The sequence below is a fragment of the Sphingomonas flavida genome (assembly GCF_036663655.1).
Lineage (GTDB): Bacteria > Pseudomonadota > Alphaproteobacteria > Sphingomonadales > Sphingomonadaceae > Sphingomonas.
Genome location: NZ_JAXOJH010000008.1, coordinates 182,569 through 200,189, shown reverse-complemented (window position 1 = coordinate 200,189; position 17,621 = coordinate 182,569). Strand labels below are relative to the sequence as shown.

Sequence of the window (17,621 nt, the reverse complement as noted above, 5' to 3'; positions counted from 1 at the left end):
TCCGGCCCCGCTTGATCAGATCCGTACCCTCGCACGCTGGACAACGCATCCCATCCTCCCCGTCTCAACTCTCGGGGACAAACAAGAATCCAAAATGCGGCCCGTGTAAACAGTTCCGGCGGCCGTGGGGGGGCTAGAATTTGATCCATCCAATCCGAAGCGCCGCCACGGCGGAGGCCGGGGTCCAGTCGGGGGTGCCGTTGTGGTGGTCCGGCTTGCTTCATCAATGAAGCCTTCGCAACTGGACCCCGGCCTCCGCCGGGGTGGTAACGCAACAGGTCTGGTCTGGTGGATCTAAATCTAGTGCCCACCAAATCCGTGGCGCGCGGCTTCGCGTCTTCAATCATCCCGGCCTTCGCCGGGCCGGGCCGAGGGGGCATGCGCAGTATGGTGGCGGGTGTCGCCGGTCGCGAAGTTGGACCAACCTCTCAAGGCGAGGACACCCCTCCGTCAGGCCTTTGGTTTGCCACCTCCTCTTACAGGGGAGGAATGAAACGAATGTCGCCCCGCCCCAGCATCACCCCCGGAACAGATTCCCCAGCACGCCGCGCACGACTGCGCCGACGATCCCGCCACCCGCGCTGTTCGACCGCCGCCGCGAGCCGCCGCCGAACACCTGCTTGCCGATCTCGTTGGCGACCTGTCGCCCGATCGAGGAACTGGCCGAGCGGGCCGCGCTGCTCGCCATCCTGGCCCAGGGCGAGTTGGCGGCGGCGCGCTGTTCGGCGATGCGCGCGCATTCGGCATCCTTGGCCGCCTTGGCGTCGGCCTTTGCGGTTTGCGCCGCCTGTTTCTCGGCTTCGGTCTGCGCCTTGGCCTCGGCAGCGGCCGCCGCCGCTTCCTGCGTTTTCGCCGCGAGCAGTTCCTCGGCGGATTCGCGGTCGATCGCCTGGTCGTATTTCGTGGCCACCGCGTCGGTTTCGACCAGCACCTTGCGCTCCTCCGGCGTCACCGGGCCGACCCGGCTGCGCGGCGGGGCGATCAGCGTGCGTTCGACCGGCGAGGGCGAGCCATCGGCTTGCAGCAGGGAAACCAGCGCCTCGCCGACCTTCAGCTCGGTAATGGCGGTGGCGACATCGACGCCGGGATTGGCGCGGAACGTCTCGGCGGCCGACCGCACCGCCGCCCGGTCGCGCGGGGTGAAGGCGCGCAACGCGTGCTGCACCCGGTTGCCGAGCTGCCCGGCAATCTTGTCGGGCACGTCGATCGGGTTCTGGGTGATGAAATAGACGCCGACGCCCTTGGAGCGGATCAGCCGCACTACCCGCTCGATCGTGTCGACCAGCGCGGGCGCGGCCTCGTCGAACAGCAGATGCGCCTCGTCGAAGAAGAAGACGAGCCTGGGCTTGTCGGGGTCGCCGATCTCGGGAAGCTGCTCGAACAGTTCGGACAACAGCCATAACAGGAAGGTGGCGTAGAGCTTGGGGCTCGCCATCAGCTGGTCGGCGGCCAGGATGTTGACGACGCCGCGACCCGAATCATCGGTGCGGATCAGGTCGGCGAGTTCGAGTGCGGGCTCGCCGAAGAAATGCTCCGCCCCTTGCGTGCGCAACTGGAGCAGCGCGCGCTGGATCGCGCCGACCGACTGTTTCGAGACATTGCCATAGGTGGTGGTCAATTCGTCGGCGCGCGCGGCGCATTCGGCCAGCATCGCCTGCAGGTCGTCCAGGTCGAGGAGCAGCAACCCTTCCTTGTCCGCGACATGGAAGGCGATGGTCAGCACGCCCTCCTGCGTTTCGTTCAACCCCATCATCCGCGCGAGCAGCAGCGGTCCCATCTCCGATACGGTGGCGCGGACGGGGTGCCCCTGCGTGCCGAACAGGTCCCAGAATTGCACCGGCGCAGGCTCATAGGCCCAGTCGGTGATGCCCAGCTCGGCGGCGCGCGCGGTGAAGGCTGCATGGGTCTTGCCCATCGCCGATCCGGCCATGCCGAGGCCCGACAGGTCGCCCTTCACATCGGCGACGAAGCTGGGCACGCCCGCGCGCGAGAACCCCTCGACCATGGTTTGCAGCGTCACCGTCTTGCCGGTGCCGGTCGCGCCCGCGATCAGCCCGTGCCGGTTCGCGCGCTTGAGGTCGATCGCCTGTGGCTTGCCGCCACCCATGCCGATGAAGATGCCGTCCATAACGCGCATTGTACTGCGCCGGACGGGGACGGGAATAGCAAAAGGCCGCCGCACCCGATGGATGCGACGGCCCTTTATCGATTCCGAACATAGCCTCACCCTTCCGACGGGAAGGGCGAGGGGGGGTACGTTACTTGATCCGCAGCGGGATCAGCGCACCCGCGATGCGCGCGCGGGTGATCTGCGCCAGCACCTGCGGACGCCCGGCGGCCTTGGCGGCGGCGACGACCTGCTGAAGATCGGCGGCGCTGCGCACGGGGGTGCCGTTCACCGCGGTGATGACGTCACCACGCTTCAGCTTGGCGGCGGCGTCGCTCGACGGATCGACCGCCGCGATCACCACGCCTTGCGTCGAGGGATCGACGTTGATCGCGCGTGCGATCGCCGGGGTCAGCGGCTGGACCGACAGGCCCAGGCCGCCACCGGCGGTCGGTGCGGTCTGCGCATCGTCGTCATCGTCGGGGAAGGCGTCGGCGCCGTCACCCATCGTCGCGCGCAGTTCCTCGTTCGTCGGGCGCGTCGCCGCCGTCGCGGTCAGCGACACCGGCTTGCCACTGCGCAGCACTTCCAACTGGACGCGGCCGCCCGGTGGGACATTGGCGATCAGATAGGACAGGGTCTGCTCCGGGGTCACCGACTGGCCGTTGACCTTGGTGACCACGTCGAATGCCTTCAGCCCGGCCTTGGCCGCGGGGCCGTTGGGTTCGACCTTGGCGATGATCTCGCCCTGGCCCTTGGGCACGCCCAGCGAGGCCGCGACGTCGTCGTTGACCGGGCCACCGATCTGCACGCCCAGATAGCCGCGCTCGATCTTCTGGCCCTTCATCAGGCGGGCGACGATCGGCTTGGCGTCTTCGGCCGGAATGGCGAAGCCGATGCCAATATTGCCACCCGATTGCGAATAGATCTGGCTGTTGATGCCGATGACGTTGCCGTTCATGTCGAACATCGGGCCGCCGGAATTGCCCTGGTTGATCGCCGCGTCGGTCTGGATGAAGCGGTCATTCGCGCCGCCCTGGCCGGTGACGCGGTGGATCGCCGAGATGATGCCCGCGGTCACCGTGCTCGACAGGCCGAAGGGCTGGCCGATCGCCAGCACCCAGTCGCCCGGCCGCGCGCGGGCCGAGTCGCCGAAGCGAACGAAGGGCAGGTTCTGACCTTCGATCTTGAGGACGGCGAGGTCCGAGGTTTCGTCCCGGCCGACCACCTTGGCGGTATATTCCTTGCGGTCGTTGAGCGTGACGGTGATCGAATCGACCGAAGCGCCCGCCGCGCCGGGGGCGATCACATGGTTGTTGGTCACGATATAGCCGTCGGGCGAGATCAGGAAGCCCGACCCCAGCGAGGCACCTTCGCGCTTCTGCGGCTGTGCACCGCCGCCGCCGGGGGCGCCGAAAAAGCCCTCGAACGGCGTGCCCGCGAACGGGTTTGCCTGCGGCTTGGTGGTGATCGACTGCTTGGTCGAGATATTCACGACGGCGGGCTGGAGCTTGGCGACCATGTCGGCAAAGCTCATCGGCGCGCCGGCGCGGGGAGCGACGGCCTGGATCGCGCCGGGTTCGTTCTGCGCGACCTGCGCGGTGCCCGGCTGGAGAGCCAGGGTCGCGGTCGCGCCACCGAGGAGGAGCGCACTGGTAATGGCGTAGGCGTAACGCACTGGGCTGGGGTCCTCTCAAAGAAAATTCAGTTTGACCGTGCCCTATTTGTCACGGTTTGGCTGAACGACGCTTGAATATGAACAGGCCGAAAGGTGGAAATTCCACCTATCGGCCCGGCGCGGTGAATTCCTTCAGATAGCTGTTGTTCGGCGACAGAATGATCTGGGTGCTGCCGCGTTCCTGATTGGTGCCGTCCGACACGAAGGTATGGCGATAGGACTGCATGGCGCGGTAGAAGTCGTAGAAGTCCGCATCCTTGCCGAATGCCTGCGCATAGATCTGCGCGGCCTGGGCATCGGCATCGGCGCGGACGATCTGCGCCTGCTTCTGACCCTGGGCCGAGATGGTGATCGCCTCCTGCTGGCGGGCGGTCCGCATCCGGGCCAGCGCGCTGTCGAGCGGCGTGCCTTCGGGCAGTTCGGCTTCCTTGATGCGCACGTCGACGATCTGCACGCCATATTGGCGCGCGATACGATCGAGCCGCATCTGGATCGCGTCCATCACCTGGCCACGTTCCGGGCTGAGCAGTTCGGACGAACGCCGCTTGCCCAGCTCGTTGCGCAGTGCCGAGCCGAAGATCGGGCGCAGCTGGTTGATGACGCCGTCCTCGCTGCCCGCGGTCGCCAGCATCCGGCGTGGGTCGATCACGCGGAACCGGGCAAAGGCATCGACATTCATGCGCAGCTGGTCGGTCGACAGGACCTGGGTCTTTTCCAGGTCGAGGTCGAGCACACGCTTGTCGACCCAGACGATGCGATCGACGAACGGGATGCGTGCGATCAGGCCCGCGCCGCTATGGCCGATATCCTCGCCCGGCCGATAGCCGTTGATGACCGCTAGCGGCTGGCCGAATCGATAGATCACCGCCTGCTGCGTTTCGCGCACAACCGAGAAGGTCGCCGCCGCGAGGATCACCGCGACCAGCAGCGCGACGGCCAGCACGATGGGGTTGCGCAAGGTCAGGCCGTTCACTGGCCACCTCCCTGATTCGGGGTGGGATTGGGCGTGGCCGGGGCGGTCGCCGTGATTTCGGGCGGCAGCGGTCGGGGCGCGGCCTTCGACAGCGGCAGATAGGGGACGACGCCCGGCGCCTCGACGATGGTCTTGTCCGACTTGGCCAGCACCGCCTCCATGGTCTCGTAATACATGCGGCGGCGGGTCACTTCGGGGGCCAGGCGATACTGTTCGTAAACCTTGTCGAACTGCGCGGCTTCACCCTGCGCCTTGGCGACGACCTGCTGCGCATAGGAGCGGGCCTGGTTCACATCGGCCACCGCGCGCTGCTGCGCCACGGTCACCTTGTTGAAGTCGTCGACGATCTGCTGCGGCGGCGCGGCCTGCTTGATGGCGACGCCCTGGATCCGCACGCCCGAGCGATATTCGTTCAGGATCGACTGGGTCAGTTCCTGGACGCGCTGCTCGATGCCGGTGCGCCCCGAACCCAGCGCCTGGTCCAGCGCGGTGTCGGCGATGACCGCGCGCATCGCGCTTTCGGCGGCGGCGCGCACCGTTTCCTGCGGCTGGGCGAGACGGAAGGCGAAGTCGCGCGGGTTGGCGATGTCCCAGCGCACCGAATAGCTGAGGTCGATGATGTTCTGGTCACCGGTCAGGACCAGATTCTCGCCCGAGCCCTCGGGGAAATTCTCGGTCCGGATCTTCTGCACGTCCAGCACGCGGACGGCGGCAATCGGCGAGGGGGCGGTGATCTGGATACCGGGCTCCAGGATGCCGGTATAGCGCCCGAAATAGGTCACGACGCCGCGCTGCTGCGGGCCGATGGGATGGATCGAGGTATAGAGCACCCAGATGCCGACGATGATCGCGGCACCGATGGCCCATAGCGTCCGGCCGCCCGGCGCGCCGGGAATGCCGCCAAAGCCGCCGCTGCCGCCCGGTCCCTCGCCGGGGCCGCCGCCGCCCGATCCGCGCGCCTTGCGGATGAATTCATCTAGCGCGGTGGGCTTGGGCGAGGTCTTGCGCCCGCCGGGCGGCACCGCCCAGGGGTTGCGCGGCCCCCCTTCGGAATCATTGCCGGACCCGCCCCAGGGGCCTTTAGGCGTTTCGGCGGCAAGGATGGGGGGACGTCGGAACCAGCCCGTCAGCTTTCTCATGGTCATTGTTATAGGAACGGTTCGCCGACAAAAACAGTGCCAAGCCGCGCTTCGCATCCTATCTGCGCCCCATGAGCATGATCGAGACGGTAAAGGCGGCGGTGGCCGCGGTGGCGGGCAGGCGCGCGAATGTGCGGATGGAGGGTGCGCGGGCCGGGGTCGTGCTCGACACCACCGGCCTGGACGGGGCCGGTCGCCACGCGCTGGAGGAAGAGGTGAAGGCCGCCGCGATCCAGTCGGGGGCCGAGGATGTCCGCGTGGTCCTGACCGCCGAGAAGCGCGAACGTCGCATCGTCGCTGTGGCCAGCGGCAAGGGCGGGGTGGGCAAGTCGACCCTGTCGGCGAACCTGGCCATCGCGCTGGCTCGCGCGGGTCGCAAGACGGGTCTGGTCGATGCCGACATCTATGGCCCGTCGCAGCCGCGCCTGATGGCCGCCGAGGGGGTGAAGCCGGTCGCGCAGGACGGCAAGCTGCAACCGGTGCCGACCCCTTACGGCGTGTCGCTGCTGTCGATGGGCCAGCTGGTCGAACCCGACAAGGCGATCGCATGGCGCGGACCGATGGCGGCGGGTGCGCTCAGCCAGCTGGTCGACGGCGACTGGGGCGCGACCGAACTGCTGGTCCTCGACCTGCCGCCCGGCACCGGCGACGTGCAGTTGACCATGGTGCAGAAGCATCGCCCGGCGGGGGTGGTCATCGTCTCGACGCCGCAGGACCTGGCGCTGATCGACGCGCGCCGCGCCATCGACCTGTTCGTGAAGGCGGGGGTGCCGATCATCGGCCTGGTCGAGAATATGGCGGGGTATTGCTGCCCGCATTGCGGCGGTATCTCCGACCCGTTCGGCTCGGGCGGGGCCGAGGCGGCGGCGGCCGAGCTGGGTATCCCGTTCCTGGGCCGGGTACCGCTGACCATCGCGATTCGCACCGCGTCGGATGCCGGGCGTCCCCCGGCGGCCGGCGAGGACGACGCGGTGTTCACACCCCTGGCCGTGCAGGTCGCGACATGGCTCGATGCGCAGGCGTGAAACCGGTGCAGCGGCGGGGCGTTAGGTCGGTGTAACCCGCCATTTCATGTCGCAGCGATACGGCATCGGCGGGGTTGAAGGGGACCACCGATGCCGTTGACCGCCGACGAGGATATTCGCGAACTCCTGACGACCGCGCGCACGATCGCGTTGGTCGGTGCCTCCGATCGGCCGGATCGCCCCTCCTACGGCGTGATGAAGCGGATGCAGGATCATGGCTACCGCGTGATCCCGGTCAATCCGCAGATCACTGGCGAACATGTGCACGGCGAGTTCGTCTTTCGCGAGCTGGGCCAGCTTGGCGACCCCATCGACATCGTCGACATCTTCCGCCGTTCCGATGCGGTCGGCCCGATCGTGGACGAGGCGATCGCGATCGGTGCCAAGGCGATCTGGATGCAGCTGGGCGTCGTGAACGAAGAGGCGGCGGCCCGCGCCGAGGCGGCCGGGTTGAAGGTCGTGATGGACCGCTGTCCCGCGATCGAGATTCCCCGGCTGGGCGTGACGCCGGTGGGCCGGGACTGACGACGGCAGGGATGAACGGGCGAACGAAGGGGAGAATGAAGATGGTGCCGCTGTTGCTGTTGTTGGCCGCCCCCGCCGGGGCGCAAGGGGAACATGGCCTGACGCTGCCCCGGCTGACACCGTCCTGCACCTTGTCGAGTTGCCATGGCGGCAAGCGGCCTTCGCCTTATCGCCTGAACGCGGGGTCGAGCGCACCCATCGACTCCAAGTCGCGCGCCTTCGCCAACAATGGCAGCTATTGCGCCGTGGTCGGCGACAAATATTGCACCAGCAAGCCGCGCACGGTGTTTCGGACCGCCATCGACTAGGCTGGCCACCGGTCATCATTTCGCTGGCAGGCGGAAGAGGGGGGGGACGTCGATCCATGCTGTCCCGGATGCCGCCCGATGATACCGAATCGGCACCGTCATGGCCGCAATGACGCTGGCGGCGGACCTTGGTGGCTGGCATGATCGGCTGCCAGCCAAGGCCGGACCCCTCCGGCGCGCCGGGTGGCGGGAGGGCGTCATGGGTGTGACGATGCTGGTCTTGACGATGGCGGCGATGACGGGTCAGGGCATGGGGACCGGTCAAGGCATGGGGCAGGGACACCAGCCGGGCGAGGCGGAGGCGTCACCTTCGGTGGATACGATCCTGACCCGGACGCGCCGGCTGACCAGTGTCGAGACACGTTGCGTCTATGACCCCAATTCCACCGACGTCACCGTCTGCGGCCGTCGCAATGCCGACCGTTTCCGTATCCCCTTCGAGGTGCCGCCCGAACCCGGCGACCCGCGCCACGAAGGCGTCATGCAGGAACGCACGCGGCTACTCGCGCGAAGCAATCCTGTGAAGGACATGTCGCCCTTCCTGGTCGGTGGCGGCTTGGCAGGTGTGACGATGGATACGAACCCGCGCGGTGGCGGAGGACCGACATTGCGCAAGCCCGCCCCCTGAATCACGGAGATTGCCGATGATCGCGCTGCTCTTGATCGCGTTGCAGGCGGGGTCGCCGCCCGCCGTGCCGTTGCCGCCATCCGGTCCGGGAACGCAGCGATTCTCGATCCTGGCGCGCGATCCCTGTCCGGCATCCGCCGGCAACCGGCAGGACGTCGTCGTCTGTGGCCGTCGCCAGGCCGATGATCGCATCACCCCGATGGGTGACGAAGTGCCGGACGGACCGATGCCGTCCAACCCCGACATGAGCGGGATCGGCGCGCTCCATGCGTCGGCGATCCCATGCCCCGCGCTGCAAGGCGGCTGTCAGGTCGGGTTCGATGTCGTCACGCCCGCCCTGCTCCTGGCGAACGAGGCACGGATCGCGATCAGCAAGCTGGTCGACAAGCGCCGGGACAAGAGCAAGCGCATCCCCATCGCGCTCGACGCACCGGGGCCCAGCGGTCACTTGGAACCCTAAGGACATTCGCCACGCAGGCCACTCCCCGTGAATTCCTTCCCTGCAAGGGGAGGGGGTCATGCGCAGCGTGGTGGAGGGGGGGTAGTCGCAAGGTTCGGTCAATTACGCGCGCTGGGACACCCCTCCGTCAGTTCTTCGGCCTGCCACCTCCCCTTACAGGGGCGGAATAAATGGAATGTCGCTGGCCCTGGCTCGGCCTTTCCTCGTCCGGGGAGAGGTAAGCCGGGATTAAGCGGAATGACGCCGTGCCTTGGCGCGGGCGCGCGCCGAGGGTGGTGGCGCGAACCAGTCTTCCAGGCCCAACCCGGTCAAGGCCATCGCGCGCAGCACCACCTGTCCGGCGGCGCGCGCATCGCTGAGCGCGTCATGATGCTGATGCTCGAGGTCGAGGAACGTCGCCAGCGTGCCCAGCTTGTGGTTGGGCAGTTCGGGCCAGGCCCGCCTGGCGATCGTCACGCTGTCCAGCCAGCGGGCGGCGATCAGGGGCAGTTCGTCACGCTCGCACGCACGGCCCAGCGCGCCCTTGTCGAAACCCGAATGCGCCACCGTCACCCGCCCGGCCAGATGTCCGGCCAGCTCGGGGTGCAGCATGGCGAAGGTCGGCTTGCCCAGGACATGCTCGGGCGTGATGCCGTGAATGCCGATGTTGAAGCCGCTGAAATCGTCGCACGGATCGACCAGCGTCTCATAGGCCAGGACTTCGACCCCGTCGGCATAGCCGACTATGCCGATCTGGCAGATGCTGCTGGTACGCGAACAGGCGGTTTCGACGTCGATGACCACGAAATCGGGGGAGATCATGCACCGACCCATAACGACTTTGTTGCTTTCGAGCAATAAAAGGTCGCGTGTCGGCTCGACAGCGACCGTTTCTATCCGCTACCCCCCGCGGCTCAACAAACGCTCTGATACGGGACTTGGACGATGGGCGATGCTTTGCGGGTGGCTTTGGCGGGACTGGGTACGGTGGGAGGCGGCGTCATTCGCCTGCTCGACGCGAACCGTGACCTGATTACCCGGCGGGCCGGTCGCCCCATTGAGATCGTTGCGGTGTCCGCGCGCGATCGGGCCAAGGATCGCGGCGTCGACCTGTCGCGCTTCGAATGGGTGGACGACACCGCCGCGCTCGCCTCGCACCCCGATGCCGATGTGGTGGTCGAGCTGATCGGCGGATCGGACGGCCCGGCGCTGACGCTGGCGCGCACGGCGCTGGGCGCGGGGCGGGGCTTCGTCACCGCCAACAAGGCGATGCTGGCGCATCACGGGCTGGAACTGGCGCAAAAGGCCGAAGAGTCGAACGCCGCGCTGAAGTTCGAGGCGGCGGTCGCGGGCGGCATCCCGGTCATCAAGGGCCTGCGCGAAGGCGCGGCGGCCAATGCCATCGCGCGGGTCTACGGCATCCTGAACGGCACCTGCAATTTCATCCTGTCGAAGATGGAGGCCGAAGGCCGCGACTTTGCCGAGGTGCTCGCCGAGGCGCAGGCGCTGGGTTATGCCGAGGCGGACCCCAGCTTCGACATCGACGGTGTCGATGCGGCGCACAAGCTGTCGATCCTGGCGGCCATCGCCTTCGGCACGCAGCCGGCCTTCGGCGATGTGGCGATCGGCGGCGTGCGCCATGTGCTGGCCGCCGATATCGCGCAGGCGGCATCGCTCGGCTACCGCGTGCGTCTGGTCGGCGTGGCGGAGGAGGGGCCGCATGGCCTGTTCCAGCGGGTGCATCCGCATCTCGTGCCGCTCGACCATCCGCTGGCGCATGTCACCGGCTCGACCAATGCGGTGGTGGCGGAGGGCAATTATGTCGGCCGCCTGCTGTTCCAAGGCGCGGGCGCGGGCGATGGTCCGACCGCCAGCGCGGTGGTCGCCGACCTGATCGACATTGCGCGCGGCGAATATGGCGCCTCGTTCGCCATGCCTGCGCACGAACTCACCGAGGCGGTGAAGGCGGATAGCGGCGAACGGCGCGGCCGGGCTTATCTGCGCTTCACCGTGCAGGACAAGGTCGGCGTGCTGGCCGAGATCGCCGCGGCGATGCGCGACGCGGGCGTGTCGATCGAAAGCCTGATCCAGCGCGGCGAAGCGGCGGACGGCGGGGTGATGATCGCGATCGTCACGCATGAAGGGCCGGAGCGGGCGGTCGCCCAGGCGCTGGAGCGGCTGCGCGGGAGCCAGAGCCTGGTCGGCCAGCCGCTGTTGATGCACATTCTGGGGTGATCGAGGGGGGGCTCGGTGAGAGCCCTTTCCCTCCCCCAGCCCCTCCCGCAGGCGGGAGGGGCTGGGGGAGGGCGGTGTCTCATCGAGACTGCCCCCACCACCTTACTTCTTGATCAACCCGATCTCGACCAGCCGCTCGAACAGATAGTCATGCGCGGTGATCGGCTCCGGATAACGGTCCGGATGCCCCTCGCTGATCGTGGCGGGCAGCGTCTTGATCAGGAAATCCGGCGCCGGATGCAGGAAGAACGGCATCGAATAGCGTGAGAAGCCGCGCCGCTCGACCGGCGGGTTGACCACCCGGTGCGTGGTCGAGGGCAGGACATGGTTGGTCAGCCGCTGCAGCATGTCGCCGACATTGACCACCATCGCGCCTTCGGGCGGACGGATCGCCAGCCACTCGCCTGAATCGCGGTCGAGCAGTTCCAGACCCGCTTCCTCGGCACCCAGCAACAGGGTGATGAGGTTGATGTCCTCATGCGCGCCAGCCCGGACGCCCTCGGCATCGGCGGGGATCGGCGGATAATGGAGCAGGCGAAGGACCGAGTTGCCGTCCTTCACCGCCGGATCGAACCAGTGCGGGTCCAGCTTCAGGTGCCGCGCGATCGCCGAGAGCAGCCGGTCGCCAGCCTGGTCGAAGGCGGAGAACAGCGCGATGAAATCCTCGCGGAACCCTTGCGGACGGTCGGGCCAGATATTGGCGGGCATCCGGTCGGCGTAAGCGTGGCCCTCGGGCAGTTCGCGGCCGACATGCCAGAACTCCTTGAGGTCGACGACCTTGGCATCCTTGGCGATCTCGGTCTTGAACGGGGTATAGCCGCGCGCGCCGCCGCCGCCGGGGACGTGATAGCCGCGCTTCTCCTCCTCGGGCAGGTCGAACAGCGCCTTGGTCTGCGCCCAAGCCCGGTCGATCAGATCGGCGGGCACGCCATGATCGGCGACGATCGCGAAGCCGAACCGCTCGAACGATTGCCCGAGCGCGGCGGCAAAGCCTTCGGGATCGCGGTCCTGGTCGGCGAGGCTGAGGGTCGGAACCTCGGCGGAGCGGGTGTCGGTCATGGCAATATGTCCAGAAAATTTAACAAGCTGACGCCACTATAGCGTCGCCGTCATCCGCGAACAGCGCGACTTATCCACCCAGCGTAATCGTTCCCGTCGATCGGTCGCCACCCGTCTGGCGCAGGTCCAGGCGGAAGGGCTTCTCCTCCGCCGTCTTGCCGACCAGCGTGCCGCCCTGTTCGTTCAGCGTAAAGCCCGCATCGCCCATCTTGTCGCGGAACCAGTCGCGCACGGTTGCCGGGTCGGCCGGGCTGTCGAAGGTCATGGTGAACGCCTTGTCGCGGCCATTGCCGACATCGACGTTGCGGATCGTCGAGCCGGGGAAGAGATGCACGCCATTCAGTTCGAAATTGTCCGCATCCATCGACACCTTGGGCAGCTTGAACGCGCCCTGGAAGCCGGGCAGCGCCAGCTTGACCTCCCCCGACTTGCCATCGACCGAGGCCAGCGTGTCGCCATCGGCGCCGTTGACCGTGATCGATGTACCCTGGCTCGGGCGATCGCATGCCGACAGGCCCAGCGCCGCGACCAGCGGCAGGACAAGTGCGGTTCGAGACACCATGGTCATCGCGGCAAACTCCTTACGCGTCCTGTTGTACCAATACAGTTGGGGGCAGAGCGTGCCCGGTGCAAGCTGTCCTGGCACTGAACGCGCGGAGGTCCGGGCGTTACGTTGCCCATGGCGCGCTTTCCCGGTTCCCCTGATCTGCGTTCCCCCTTATGGGGCAGCCATCATGTCCAACGTCCGTTCCGCTGATCCGGTGACCCCCGTCACCGTCGAACCCCCCGGCGCGCCGATCGGCTTTGTCGAGTTCGTCCTCCTGATCGCGGCGCTGATGGCGTTGACCGCGCTTGGCATCGACTCGATGCTGCCCGCGCTTCCGGCGATCGGGGAGACGCTGGACGCTTCGCCTGCCGCGCGGCCGTTCGTCGTCACCGCGTTCCTGATCGGGTTCGGGGTGGCGCAGCTCATCCACGGACCCCTGGCGGATCGCTATGGGCGGCGACGCGTGCTGATCGTCGCGCTGGTCATCTACATCATCGCCAATGGCGCGTCGGCGGTGGCGGGCAGTTTCCCGCTGCTGCTGGTCGCGCGGGTCTGTGCCGGGGCGGCGATCGCGGCGACGCGGGTGGCGACGGTGGCGCTGGTCCGCGACTGCTATCATGGCCGCGCGATGGCGCAGGTCATGTCGATCGCCTTCATGGTCTTCATGATCGTACCGATCCTGGCGCCTGCCTTTGGCGAACTGGTGCTGTTGTTCGGCAACTGGCGGCTGATCTTCTGGACGATCGCCGGGCTCGCGACGCTGGTGCTCGCCTGGTTCGCGTGGCGGATGCCCGAGACGCTGGCCCCCGAGGCGCAGTTGCCCATCTCGCTGTCCCGCATCGTCGGCGGCTGGCGCGAGACGCTGAGCGACCGGCTGTCGCTCGGCTATACGCTGGCCGCGACCGCGCTGATGGCGGCGCTGTACGGGTATCTGAACTCGGTCCAGCCGATCATGGCGGTGACGTTCGGGCGTGAGAAGCTGCTCGCACTGATCTTTGCCACCACCTCGGTGACGATGGCGGCGGCGAACCTGCTCAATTCGCGGATCGTCATGCGGCTGGGCACGCGGCTGATCAGCCACGGCGCGGTCGCCATCCTGATCGCGGTGTCCGCGCTGCACCTGACGATCGCGCAGGTCATGGGCGATTCGCTGATCGTGTTCGCCGTGCTCCAGGCGATCACCATGGCGTGTTTCGGCCTGGCGACCTCCAACTTCTCGGCGATGGCGATGGAGAATATGGGGCGGATCGCGGGCACCGCCTCGAGCGTGCAGGGCTTTGCCAGCGTCACCATCGGCTCACTGATCGGCGCAGGCATCGGCCAGGCGTTCGACGGTACGACCCGGCCGCTGACCCTGGGGTTCCTGGTCGCCGGGCTGACCGCCTTCGCCTTCGTCTTCGTGACCGAGCGCGGACGGATGTTCCGCCCGGCTTGAAATACGCAGAAGCCGGGGCAGGGGAACCGCCCGGCCCGCCGCACCGTTCCACCCTCCACAGTATAAAAGGAGGCAGACATGGGCGGACATCAGGTCCCGAGCCACGGATCCGGCGACGATGGCTGGGACGAAGAAGGCTATGACGAGAGCCAGCGTGCCGAAATCCTGGAGGTGACGCGCGATGGCCCCAGCGACGGCGTGCTCGTGACCGATCTCGCCCCCGATCTGGGCGACGACACCGTCGAGGACGAGCCGATCGGCGAACTGTCGATGGACTCGGAAGAGGTCGGCGAAAGCGACGCCACGGTCGACATGGATGCCGAGGATGTCGACGAAGACAATCTTCAGGAAGATTTCGAAGACGATACGGTAGCGGACGGCGAGATCGACGACGCCGACGACGCCGCGCTTCGGCCATGACGCGCCTGCCCGTCGCCCTGGCGGCGGGCGGCCTCGTGCTGATGGGCTGTTCGACGCTGCCCGATCCGCGCGCCGCCGCAATGCCGCCGATGATGTCCAAGACCTTTCGCTGCGACAATGGCAGCCGCTTCTGGGTGCGGTTCGACAACCGCAACGACAGTGCGCTGGTGCGGCTCGACGACGATCTGGAACTGCGCATGGCCGGACAGCCGGTCGGCTCCGGCATCCACTATACGGGCTTTGGCCACGACCTTCGTGGTCAGGGGGGTGAGGTTGTTTTGACACGCCCAACCGGTGATTCCCTGCGCTGCACCGCCATGCCTTCGGGATCAGAGGCACAATAGCGGCTGAAAAGTGGCGGAAAACCGCGGCTGCCGTATTCCGCCCGCATTTGGTTCATGTTCATGACAGGAATTGTGTCTTTCGGGACACAGCTGATCAGAAGCTGACCAAAAAGCTCTTCTATCGTGCAACCCATGGCCAATTTACCGGTTAAGCGGGCCTGGGCTGAGCGGTTCGATCCGCCGCCCCACATAGAAAAAAAGAAGGGTATCTCGTATGCGTAAGCTTTCCGTCCTCGCCGCCGCAGCGGCCGCGTTCGTCGCCGTGCCCGCCATGGCCCAGGACACGACCACCACCGACGCCGCTCCGGCTCCTGCCGCGACCGCGCCCGATGGCACGCGCGCTTTCGGCATCGAGCCGTACGTCGCCGTCATGGGTGGCTGGGAGCAGTTCGATCGCCAGTCGGTCGCCGGCATCCCCACGCAGCCCAAGGGCTACAATCTGGACGGCGCGCTGGTCGAGGGCATCGTCGGTTTCAACGTTCCGCTGGGCCCCGTGTTCGTCGGTGCCGAGGGCGCGGTCGCCAAGGGCGTGTCGGGTGACATCGACTGGCAGTATGGTGCCTATGGCCGCGCGGGCTTCCGCGCCGGTGACAGCGGCCTATTCTATGGCAAGGTCGGCTATCGCTGGAACAACTTCAACAACTTCGCTCCGGGCGTCGCTGGCGACCTGAAGCGTGACTATCACGCGACCGTGTACGGCGTCGGCGCCGAAGTCGGCCCGAAGGACATTGGTCTGGGTGGCCTGACCGGCAATTCGGGTCTGCGTCTGCGTCTGGAAGTTTCGACCTTCGACGACGCGCACTCGTTCCGCCCGATGGCGGGTGTGGTCGCACACTTCTGATCCCCTCCGGGATCCAGTTGGCGTAAAGGAACGGGGTTCGGCAGCAATGCCGGGCCCCGTTTTCTTGTCCACGTCGCATTCCCATATCCCGCTTATGGTCGGACGGGTGAAGCGCAAGGCGGGGTTGATGGCGGCGGCCGAACGGGTCGAGCGGATCGCACCGCCGTCTTGCGCGCTGTGCGAGCGTCCGCTGGGCGTAAAGGTGGAATGGCACCACCCGGTCCCCAAGAGCGAAGGCGGACGCGAGACGGTTCCGGTGCATCCGATCTGTCACCGGACCATCCATGCGACCTTTTCCAATGCCGAACTGGCGCGGGACTATGCCGACGTCGCGCTGCTGCGTGGGCACCCGGAGATAGCGCGGTTCCTGCGCTGGATTGCGGGCAAGCCAGCGGACTTTCACGCGCCGACGCGGGTGGGGCGGTGATTTTAGTTTGCGCGAAGCGGTGATGACGCGAAGAAGGTTGGTTCACGCGGAGACGCGGAGACGCGGAGATTTTTGTTCGCGCAGAGGCGCGGAGGACACAGAGAAGAAGTGCTGCTAACTTCTCTCCCGCCATCCCCGCCCCTCCTGAGCGCAGTCGAAGGCCACGGGAATCCCTTTGCCACACAAAGCCGTTTCGGGCTGAAGGCCCAACCTGTTTCCTGGACGTGCTCGCGCAGGGGGCGGTTCGCGTGGCGAAGGTCATTCCGTGGCCTTCGACTATGCTCAGGCGGAACGGAGCGGGGGGATTTCACCCCGCTATAATCTTCTTCTCTGTGTCCTCCGCGCCTCTGCGCGAACCAAACCTCTTCGCGTCATCGCGTGAACAAAAAAGGGCGGACCGAAGCCCGCCCTCCCGGAAATCACTCCGCCGCGACGCCCGCGGCCGAGAACATGTCACCGGTTTCGCCCGGTTCCTCGTTGGCGGCCTTGGTCCCCTTGGCCTTCTGGCGGGTGTCGAAGGCGTCCCAGACGTCGTTCCACTGGCCGCGCGTCGCCGCCTTGGAATATTCGGTCGCACGCGTTTCGAAGAAGTTGGCATGCTCCACGCCGTTCAGCAGCGGGGTCAGCCAGGGCAGAGGATGTTCGTCGATCATGTAGATCGGCTTCAGGCCCAGCTGGCTGAGGCGCCAGTCGGCGATATAGCGGATATACTTCTTGATCTCCTTGGGCTTCATCCCCTCGACCGGGCCCATTTCGAAGGCGAGGTCGATGAAATTATCCTCCAGGCGGATCGTCGTCTGGCACACATCGGCGATGTCGTCCTTGACCGCCTTGGTCAGGCACTGGCGCTCCTGGCAGAAGGCGTGGAACATGCGGATGATGCCCTCGCAGTGCAGGCTCTCGTCGCGCACCGACCAGCTGACGATCTGGCCCATGCCCTTCATCTTGTTGAAGCGCGGGAAGTTCATCAGCATCGCGAACGACGCGAACAACTGCACGCCTTCGGTGAAGCCGCCGAACATGGCCAGCGTGCGCGCGATATCCTCGTCGCTGTCGACGCCGAAATTCTGCATGTAATCATGCTTGTCCTTCATCTCGGCATAATCGAGGAAGGCGCCATATTCGCTCTCGGGCATGCCGATCGTGTCGAGCAGGTGGCTGTACGCGGCGATATGCACCGTCTCCATGTTGGAGAAGGCGGTCAGCATCATCTTGATCTCGGTCGGCTTGAACACCCGGCCGTATTTCTCGTGATAACAGTCCTGCACCTCGACGTCGGCCTGGGTGAAGAAGCGGAAGATCTGGGTCAGCAGGTTACGCTCGTGATCGGTCAGCTTCTGCGCCCAGTCGCGGCAATCCTCACCCAGCGGCACCTCTTCGGGCAGCCAGTGGAGCTGTTGCTGGCGCTTCCAGAACTCGAACGCCCAGGGGTATTCGAAGGGCTTGTACTGCTTGGAGGCGTGAAGGAGGGACATTGCGGTTACTCCGGAT

The 17,621-nt window shown here is 66.7% G+C and carries 19 protein-coding genes; 11 read left to right on the top strand and 8 right to left on the bottom strand.

The genetic code is table 11. The features are described from left to right. Positions 1 to 517: 517 nt before the first annotated feature. The 4 genes from U1703_RS11350 to hflK form a co-directional block, all read right to left on the bottom strand. Positions 518 to 2,137: a helicase HerA-like domain-containing protein gene (locus U1703_RS11350; RefSeq protein WP_332785761.1), complete on the bottom strand. Its 1,620-nt coding sequence runs from the start codon at positions 2,135 to 2,137 to the stop codon at positions 518 to 520. Positions 2,138 to 2,258: 121 nt separating this feature from the next. Beyond that, the gene (locus U1703_RS11345; protein WP_332785760.1) at positions 2,259 to 3,785 is read right to left on the bottom strand and encodes a Do family serine endopeptidase; all 1,527 of its coding nucleotides are present in this window, start codon (positions 3,783 to 3,785) and stop codon (positions 2,259 to 2,261) included. A 106-nt stretch (positions 3,786 to 3,891) separates the two neighbouring features. After that, positions 3,892 to 4,758, bottom strand: coding sequence for a protease modulator HflC (gene hflC, locus U1703_RS11340; protein WP_320451592.1), 867 nt, complete (start codon positions 4,756 to 4,758; stop codon positions 3,892 to 3,894). Continuing rightward, positions 4,755 to 5,897 (bottom strand): protease modulator HflK, encoded by a 1,143-nt coding sequence (gene hflK, locus U1703_RS11335; RefSeq protein ID WP_332785769.1) that lies wholly within the window; start codon positions 5,895 to 5,897, stop codon positions 4,755 to 4,757. Before hflK ends, hflC begins: the two co-directional genes overlap by 4 nt. 71 nt (positions 5,898 to 5,968) lie before the next feature. Here hflK and U1703_RS11330 point away from each other — a divergent pair, with 71 nt between their 5' ends. From U1703_RS11330 to U1703_RS11310, 5 genes are all read left to right on the top strand, one after another. Beyond that, positions 5,969 to 6,922 (top strand): Mrp/NBP35 family ATP-binding protein, encoded by a 954-nt coding sequence (locus U1703_RS11330; protein WP_332785759.1) that lies wholly within the window; start codon positions 5,969 to 5,971, stop codon positions 6,920 to 6,922. 90 nt (positions 6,923 to 7,012) lie between these two features. Further along, positions 7,013 to 7,447 (top strand): CoA-binding protein, encoded by a 435-nt coding sequence (locus tag U1703_RS11325; protein WP_332785758.1) that lies wholly within the window; start codon positions 7,013 to 7,015, stop codon positions 7,445 to 7,447. Between the two features lie 41 nt (positions 7,448 to 7,488). Next, on the top strand, positions 7,489 to 7,755 hold the full coding sequence (locus U1703_RS11320) for a hypothetical protein (protein ID WP_332785757.1): 267 nt from the start codon (positions 7,489 to 7,491) through the stop codon (positions 7,753 to 7,755). A 100-nt stretch (positions 7,756 to 7,855) separates the two neighbouring features. Further along, complete coding sequence (locus U1703_RS11315; RefSeq protein WP_332785756.1) at positions 7,856 to 8,383, top strand: hypothetical protein; 528 nt, start codon at positions 7,856 to 7,858, stop codon at positions 8,381 to 8,383. A 16-nt stretch (positions 8,384 to 8,399) separates the two neighbouring features. Beyond that, a complete protein-coding gene (locus U1703_RS11310) occupies positions 8,400 to 8,843 on the top strand; it encodes a hypothetical protein (RefSeq protein ID WP_332785755.1) in 444 nt (147 codons plus the stop codon). A 228-nt stretch (positions 8,844 to 9,071) separates the two neighbouring features. Here U1703_RS11310 and U1703_RS11305 read toward each other — a convergent pair whose 3' ends face one another. Beyond that, on the bottom strand, positions 9,072 to 9,644 hold the full coding sequence (locus tag U1703_RS11305; RefSeq protein WP_332785754.1) for a 3'-5' exonuclease: 573 nt from the start codon (positions 9,642 to 9,644) through the stop codon (positions 9,072 to 9,074). A 123-nt stretch (positions 9,645 to 9,767) separates the two neighbouring features. Here U1703_RS11305 and U1703_RS11300 point away from each other — a divergent pair, with 123 nt between their 5' ends. Further along, the gene (locus U1703_RS11300; RefSeq protein WP_332785753.1) at positions 9,768 to 11,057 is read left to right on the top strand and encodes a homoserine dehydrogenase; all 1,290 of its coding nucleotides are present in this window, start codon (positions 9,768 to 9,770) and stop codon (positions 11,055 to 11,057) included. 102 nt (positions 11,058 to 11,159) lie between these two features. Here the strand turns inward: U1703_RS11300 and U1703_RS11295 are convergent, their stop codons facing one another. Together U1703_RS11295 and U1703_RS11290 are read right to left on the bottom strand one after the other, a co-directional pair. Then, the gene (locus tag U1703_RS11295) at positions 11,160 to 12,116 is read right to left on the bottom strand and encodes an isopenicillin N synthase family dioxygenase (protein WP_332785752.1); all 957 of its coding nucleotides are present in this window, start codon (positions 12,114 to 12,116) and stop codon (positions 11,160 to 11,162) included. Between the two features lie 70 nt (positions 12,117 to 12,186). Then, complete coding sequence (locus tag U1703_RS11290) at positions 12,187 to 12,684, bottom strand: hypothetical protein (protein WP_332785751.1); 498 nt, start codon at positions 12,682 to 12,684, stop codon at positions 12,187 to 12,189. A 166-nt stretch (positions 12,685 to 12,850) separates the two neighbouring features. On the opposite strand from U1703_RS11290, the gene U1703_RS11285 reads away from it, so the two are divergent. The 5 genes from U1703_RS11285 to U1703_RS11265 all read left to right on the top strand — a co-directional run bounded on the left by U1703_RS11285 (position 12,851) and on the right by U1703_RS11265 (position 16,130). Then, a complete protein-coding gene (locus tag U1703_RS11285) occupies positions 12,851 to 14,098 on the top strand; it encodes a multidrug effflux MFS transporter (RefSeq protein ID WP_332785750.1) in 1,248 nt (415 codons plus the stop codon). 78 nt (positions 14,099 to 14,176) lie between these two features. Further along, positions 14,177 to 14,518, top strand: a complete 342-nt coding sequence (locus tag U1703_RS11280; RefSeq protein WP_332785749.1) for a DNA primase — start codon at positions 14,177 to 14,179, stop codon at positions 14,516 to 14,518. Beyond that, on the top strand, positions 14,515 to 14,862 hold the full coding sequence (locus U1703_RS11275; protein WP_332785748.1) for an MliC family protein: 348 nt from the start codon (positions 14,515 to 14,517) through the stop codon (positions 14,860 to 14,862). The genes U1703_RS11280 and U1703_RS11275 overlap by 4 nt, the downstream gene beginning before the upstream one ends. Before the next feature lie 214 nt (positions 14,863 to 15,076). Then, entirely contained in the window at positions 15,077 to 15,703 is a 627-nt protein-coding gene (locus U1703_RS11270; RefSeq protein ID WP_332785747.1) for an outer membrane protein, read from the top strand. 127 nt (positions 15,704 to 15,830) lie between these two features. Continuing rightward, positions 15,831 to 16,130, top strand: a complete 300-nt coding sequence (locus tag U1703_RS11265; RefSeq protein WP_332785768.1) for an HNH endonuclease — start codon at positions 15,831 to 15,833, stop codon at positions 16,128 to 16,130. Between the two features lie 419 nt (positions 16,131 to 16,549). Here the strand turns inward: U1703_RS11265 and U1703_RS11260 are convergent, their stop codons facing one another. Then, positions 16,550 to 17,605: a ribonucleotide-diphosphate reductase subunit beta gene (locus U1703_RS11260; protein WP_320451607.1), complete on the bottom strand. Its 1,056-nt coding sequence runs from the start codon at positions 17,603 to 17,605 to the stop codon at positions 16,550 to 16,552. Between the last annotated feature and the right edge of the window lie 16 nt (positions 17,606 to 17,621).

Excerpts from the sequence above, each read along its gene's own strand:
- U1703_RS11325 (WP_332785758.1), top strand. The coding sequence starts at position 7,013 with ATGCCGTTGACCGCCGACGAGGATATTCGCGAACTCCTGACGACCGCG.
- U1703_RS11265 (WP_332785768.1), top strand. The coding sequence starts at position 15,831 with ATGGCGGCGGCCGAACGGGTCGAGCGGATCGCACCGCCGTCTTGCGCG.
- U1703_RS11295 (WP_332785752.1), bottom strand. The coding sequence starts at position 12,116 with ATGACCGACACCCGCTCCGCCGAGGTTCCGACCCTCAGCCTCGCCGAC.
- U1703_RS11310 (WP_332785755.1), top strand. The coding sequence starts at position 8,400 with ATGATCGCGCTGCTCTTGATCGCGTTGCAGGCGGGGTCGCCGCCCGCC.
- U1703_RS11350 (WP_332785761.1), bottom strand. The coding sequence starts at position 2,137 with ATGCGCGTTATGGACGGCATCTTCATCGGCATGGGTGGCGGCAAGCCA.
- U1703_RS11275 (WP_332785748.1), top strand. The coding sequence starts at position 14,515 with ATGACGCGCCTGCCCGTCGCCCTGGCGGCGGGCGGCCTCGTGCTGATG.
- U1703_RS11290 (WP_332785751.1), bottom strand. The coding sequence starts at position 12,684 with ATGACCATGGTGTCTCGAACCGCACTTGTCCTGCCGCTGGTCGCGGCG.
- U1703_RS11270 (WP_332785747.1), top strand. The coding sequence starts at position 15,077 with ATGCGTAAGCTTTCCGTCCTCGCCGCCGCAGCGGCCGCGTTCGTCGCC.
- U1703_RS11315 (WP_332785756.1), top strand. The coding sequence starts at position 7,856 with ATGGCCGCAATGACGCTGGCGGCGGACCTTGGTGGCTGGCATGATCGG.
- U1703_RS11320 (WP_332785757.1), top strand. The coding sequence starts at position 7,489 with ATGGTGCCGCTGTTGCTGTTGTTGGCCGCCCCCGCCGGGGCGCAAGGG.
- hflK (WP_332785769.1), bottom strand. The coding sequence starts at position 5,897 with ATGAGAAAGCTGACGGGCTGGTTCCGACGTCCCCCCATCCTTGCCGCC.
- U1703_RS11300 (WP_332785753.1), top strand. The coding sequence starts at position 9,768 with ATGGGCGATGCTTTGCGGGTGGCTTTGGCGGGACTGGGTACGGTGGGA.
- U1703_RS11285 (WP_332785750.1), top strand. The coding sequence starts at position 12,851 with ATGTCCAACGTCCGTTCCGCTGATCCGGTGACCCCCGTCACCGTCGAA.
- U1703_RS11280 (WP_332785749.1), top strand. The coding sequence starts at position 14,177 with ATGGGCGGACATCAGGTCCCGAGCCACGGATCCGGCGACGATGGCTGG.
- U1703_RS11305 (WP_332785754.1), bottom strand. The coding sequence starts at position 9,644 with ATGATCTCCCCCGATTTCGTGGTCATCGACGTCGAAACCGCCTGTTCG.
- U1703_RS11260 (WP_320451607.1), bottom strand. The coding sequence starts at position 17,605 with ATGTCCCTCCTTCACGCCTCCAAGCAGTACAAGCCCTTCGAATACCCC.
- U1703_RS11330 (WP_332785759.1), top strand. The coding sequence starts at position 5,969 with ATGAGCATGATCGAGACGGTAAAGGCGGCGGTGGCCGCGGTGGCGGGC.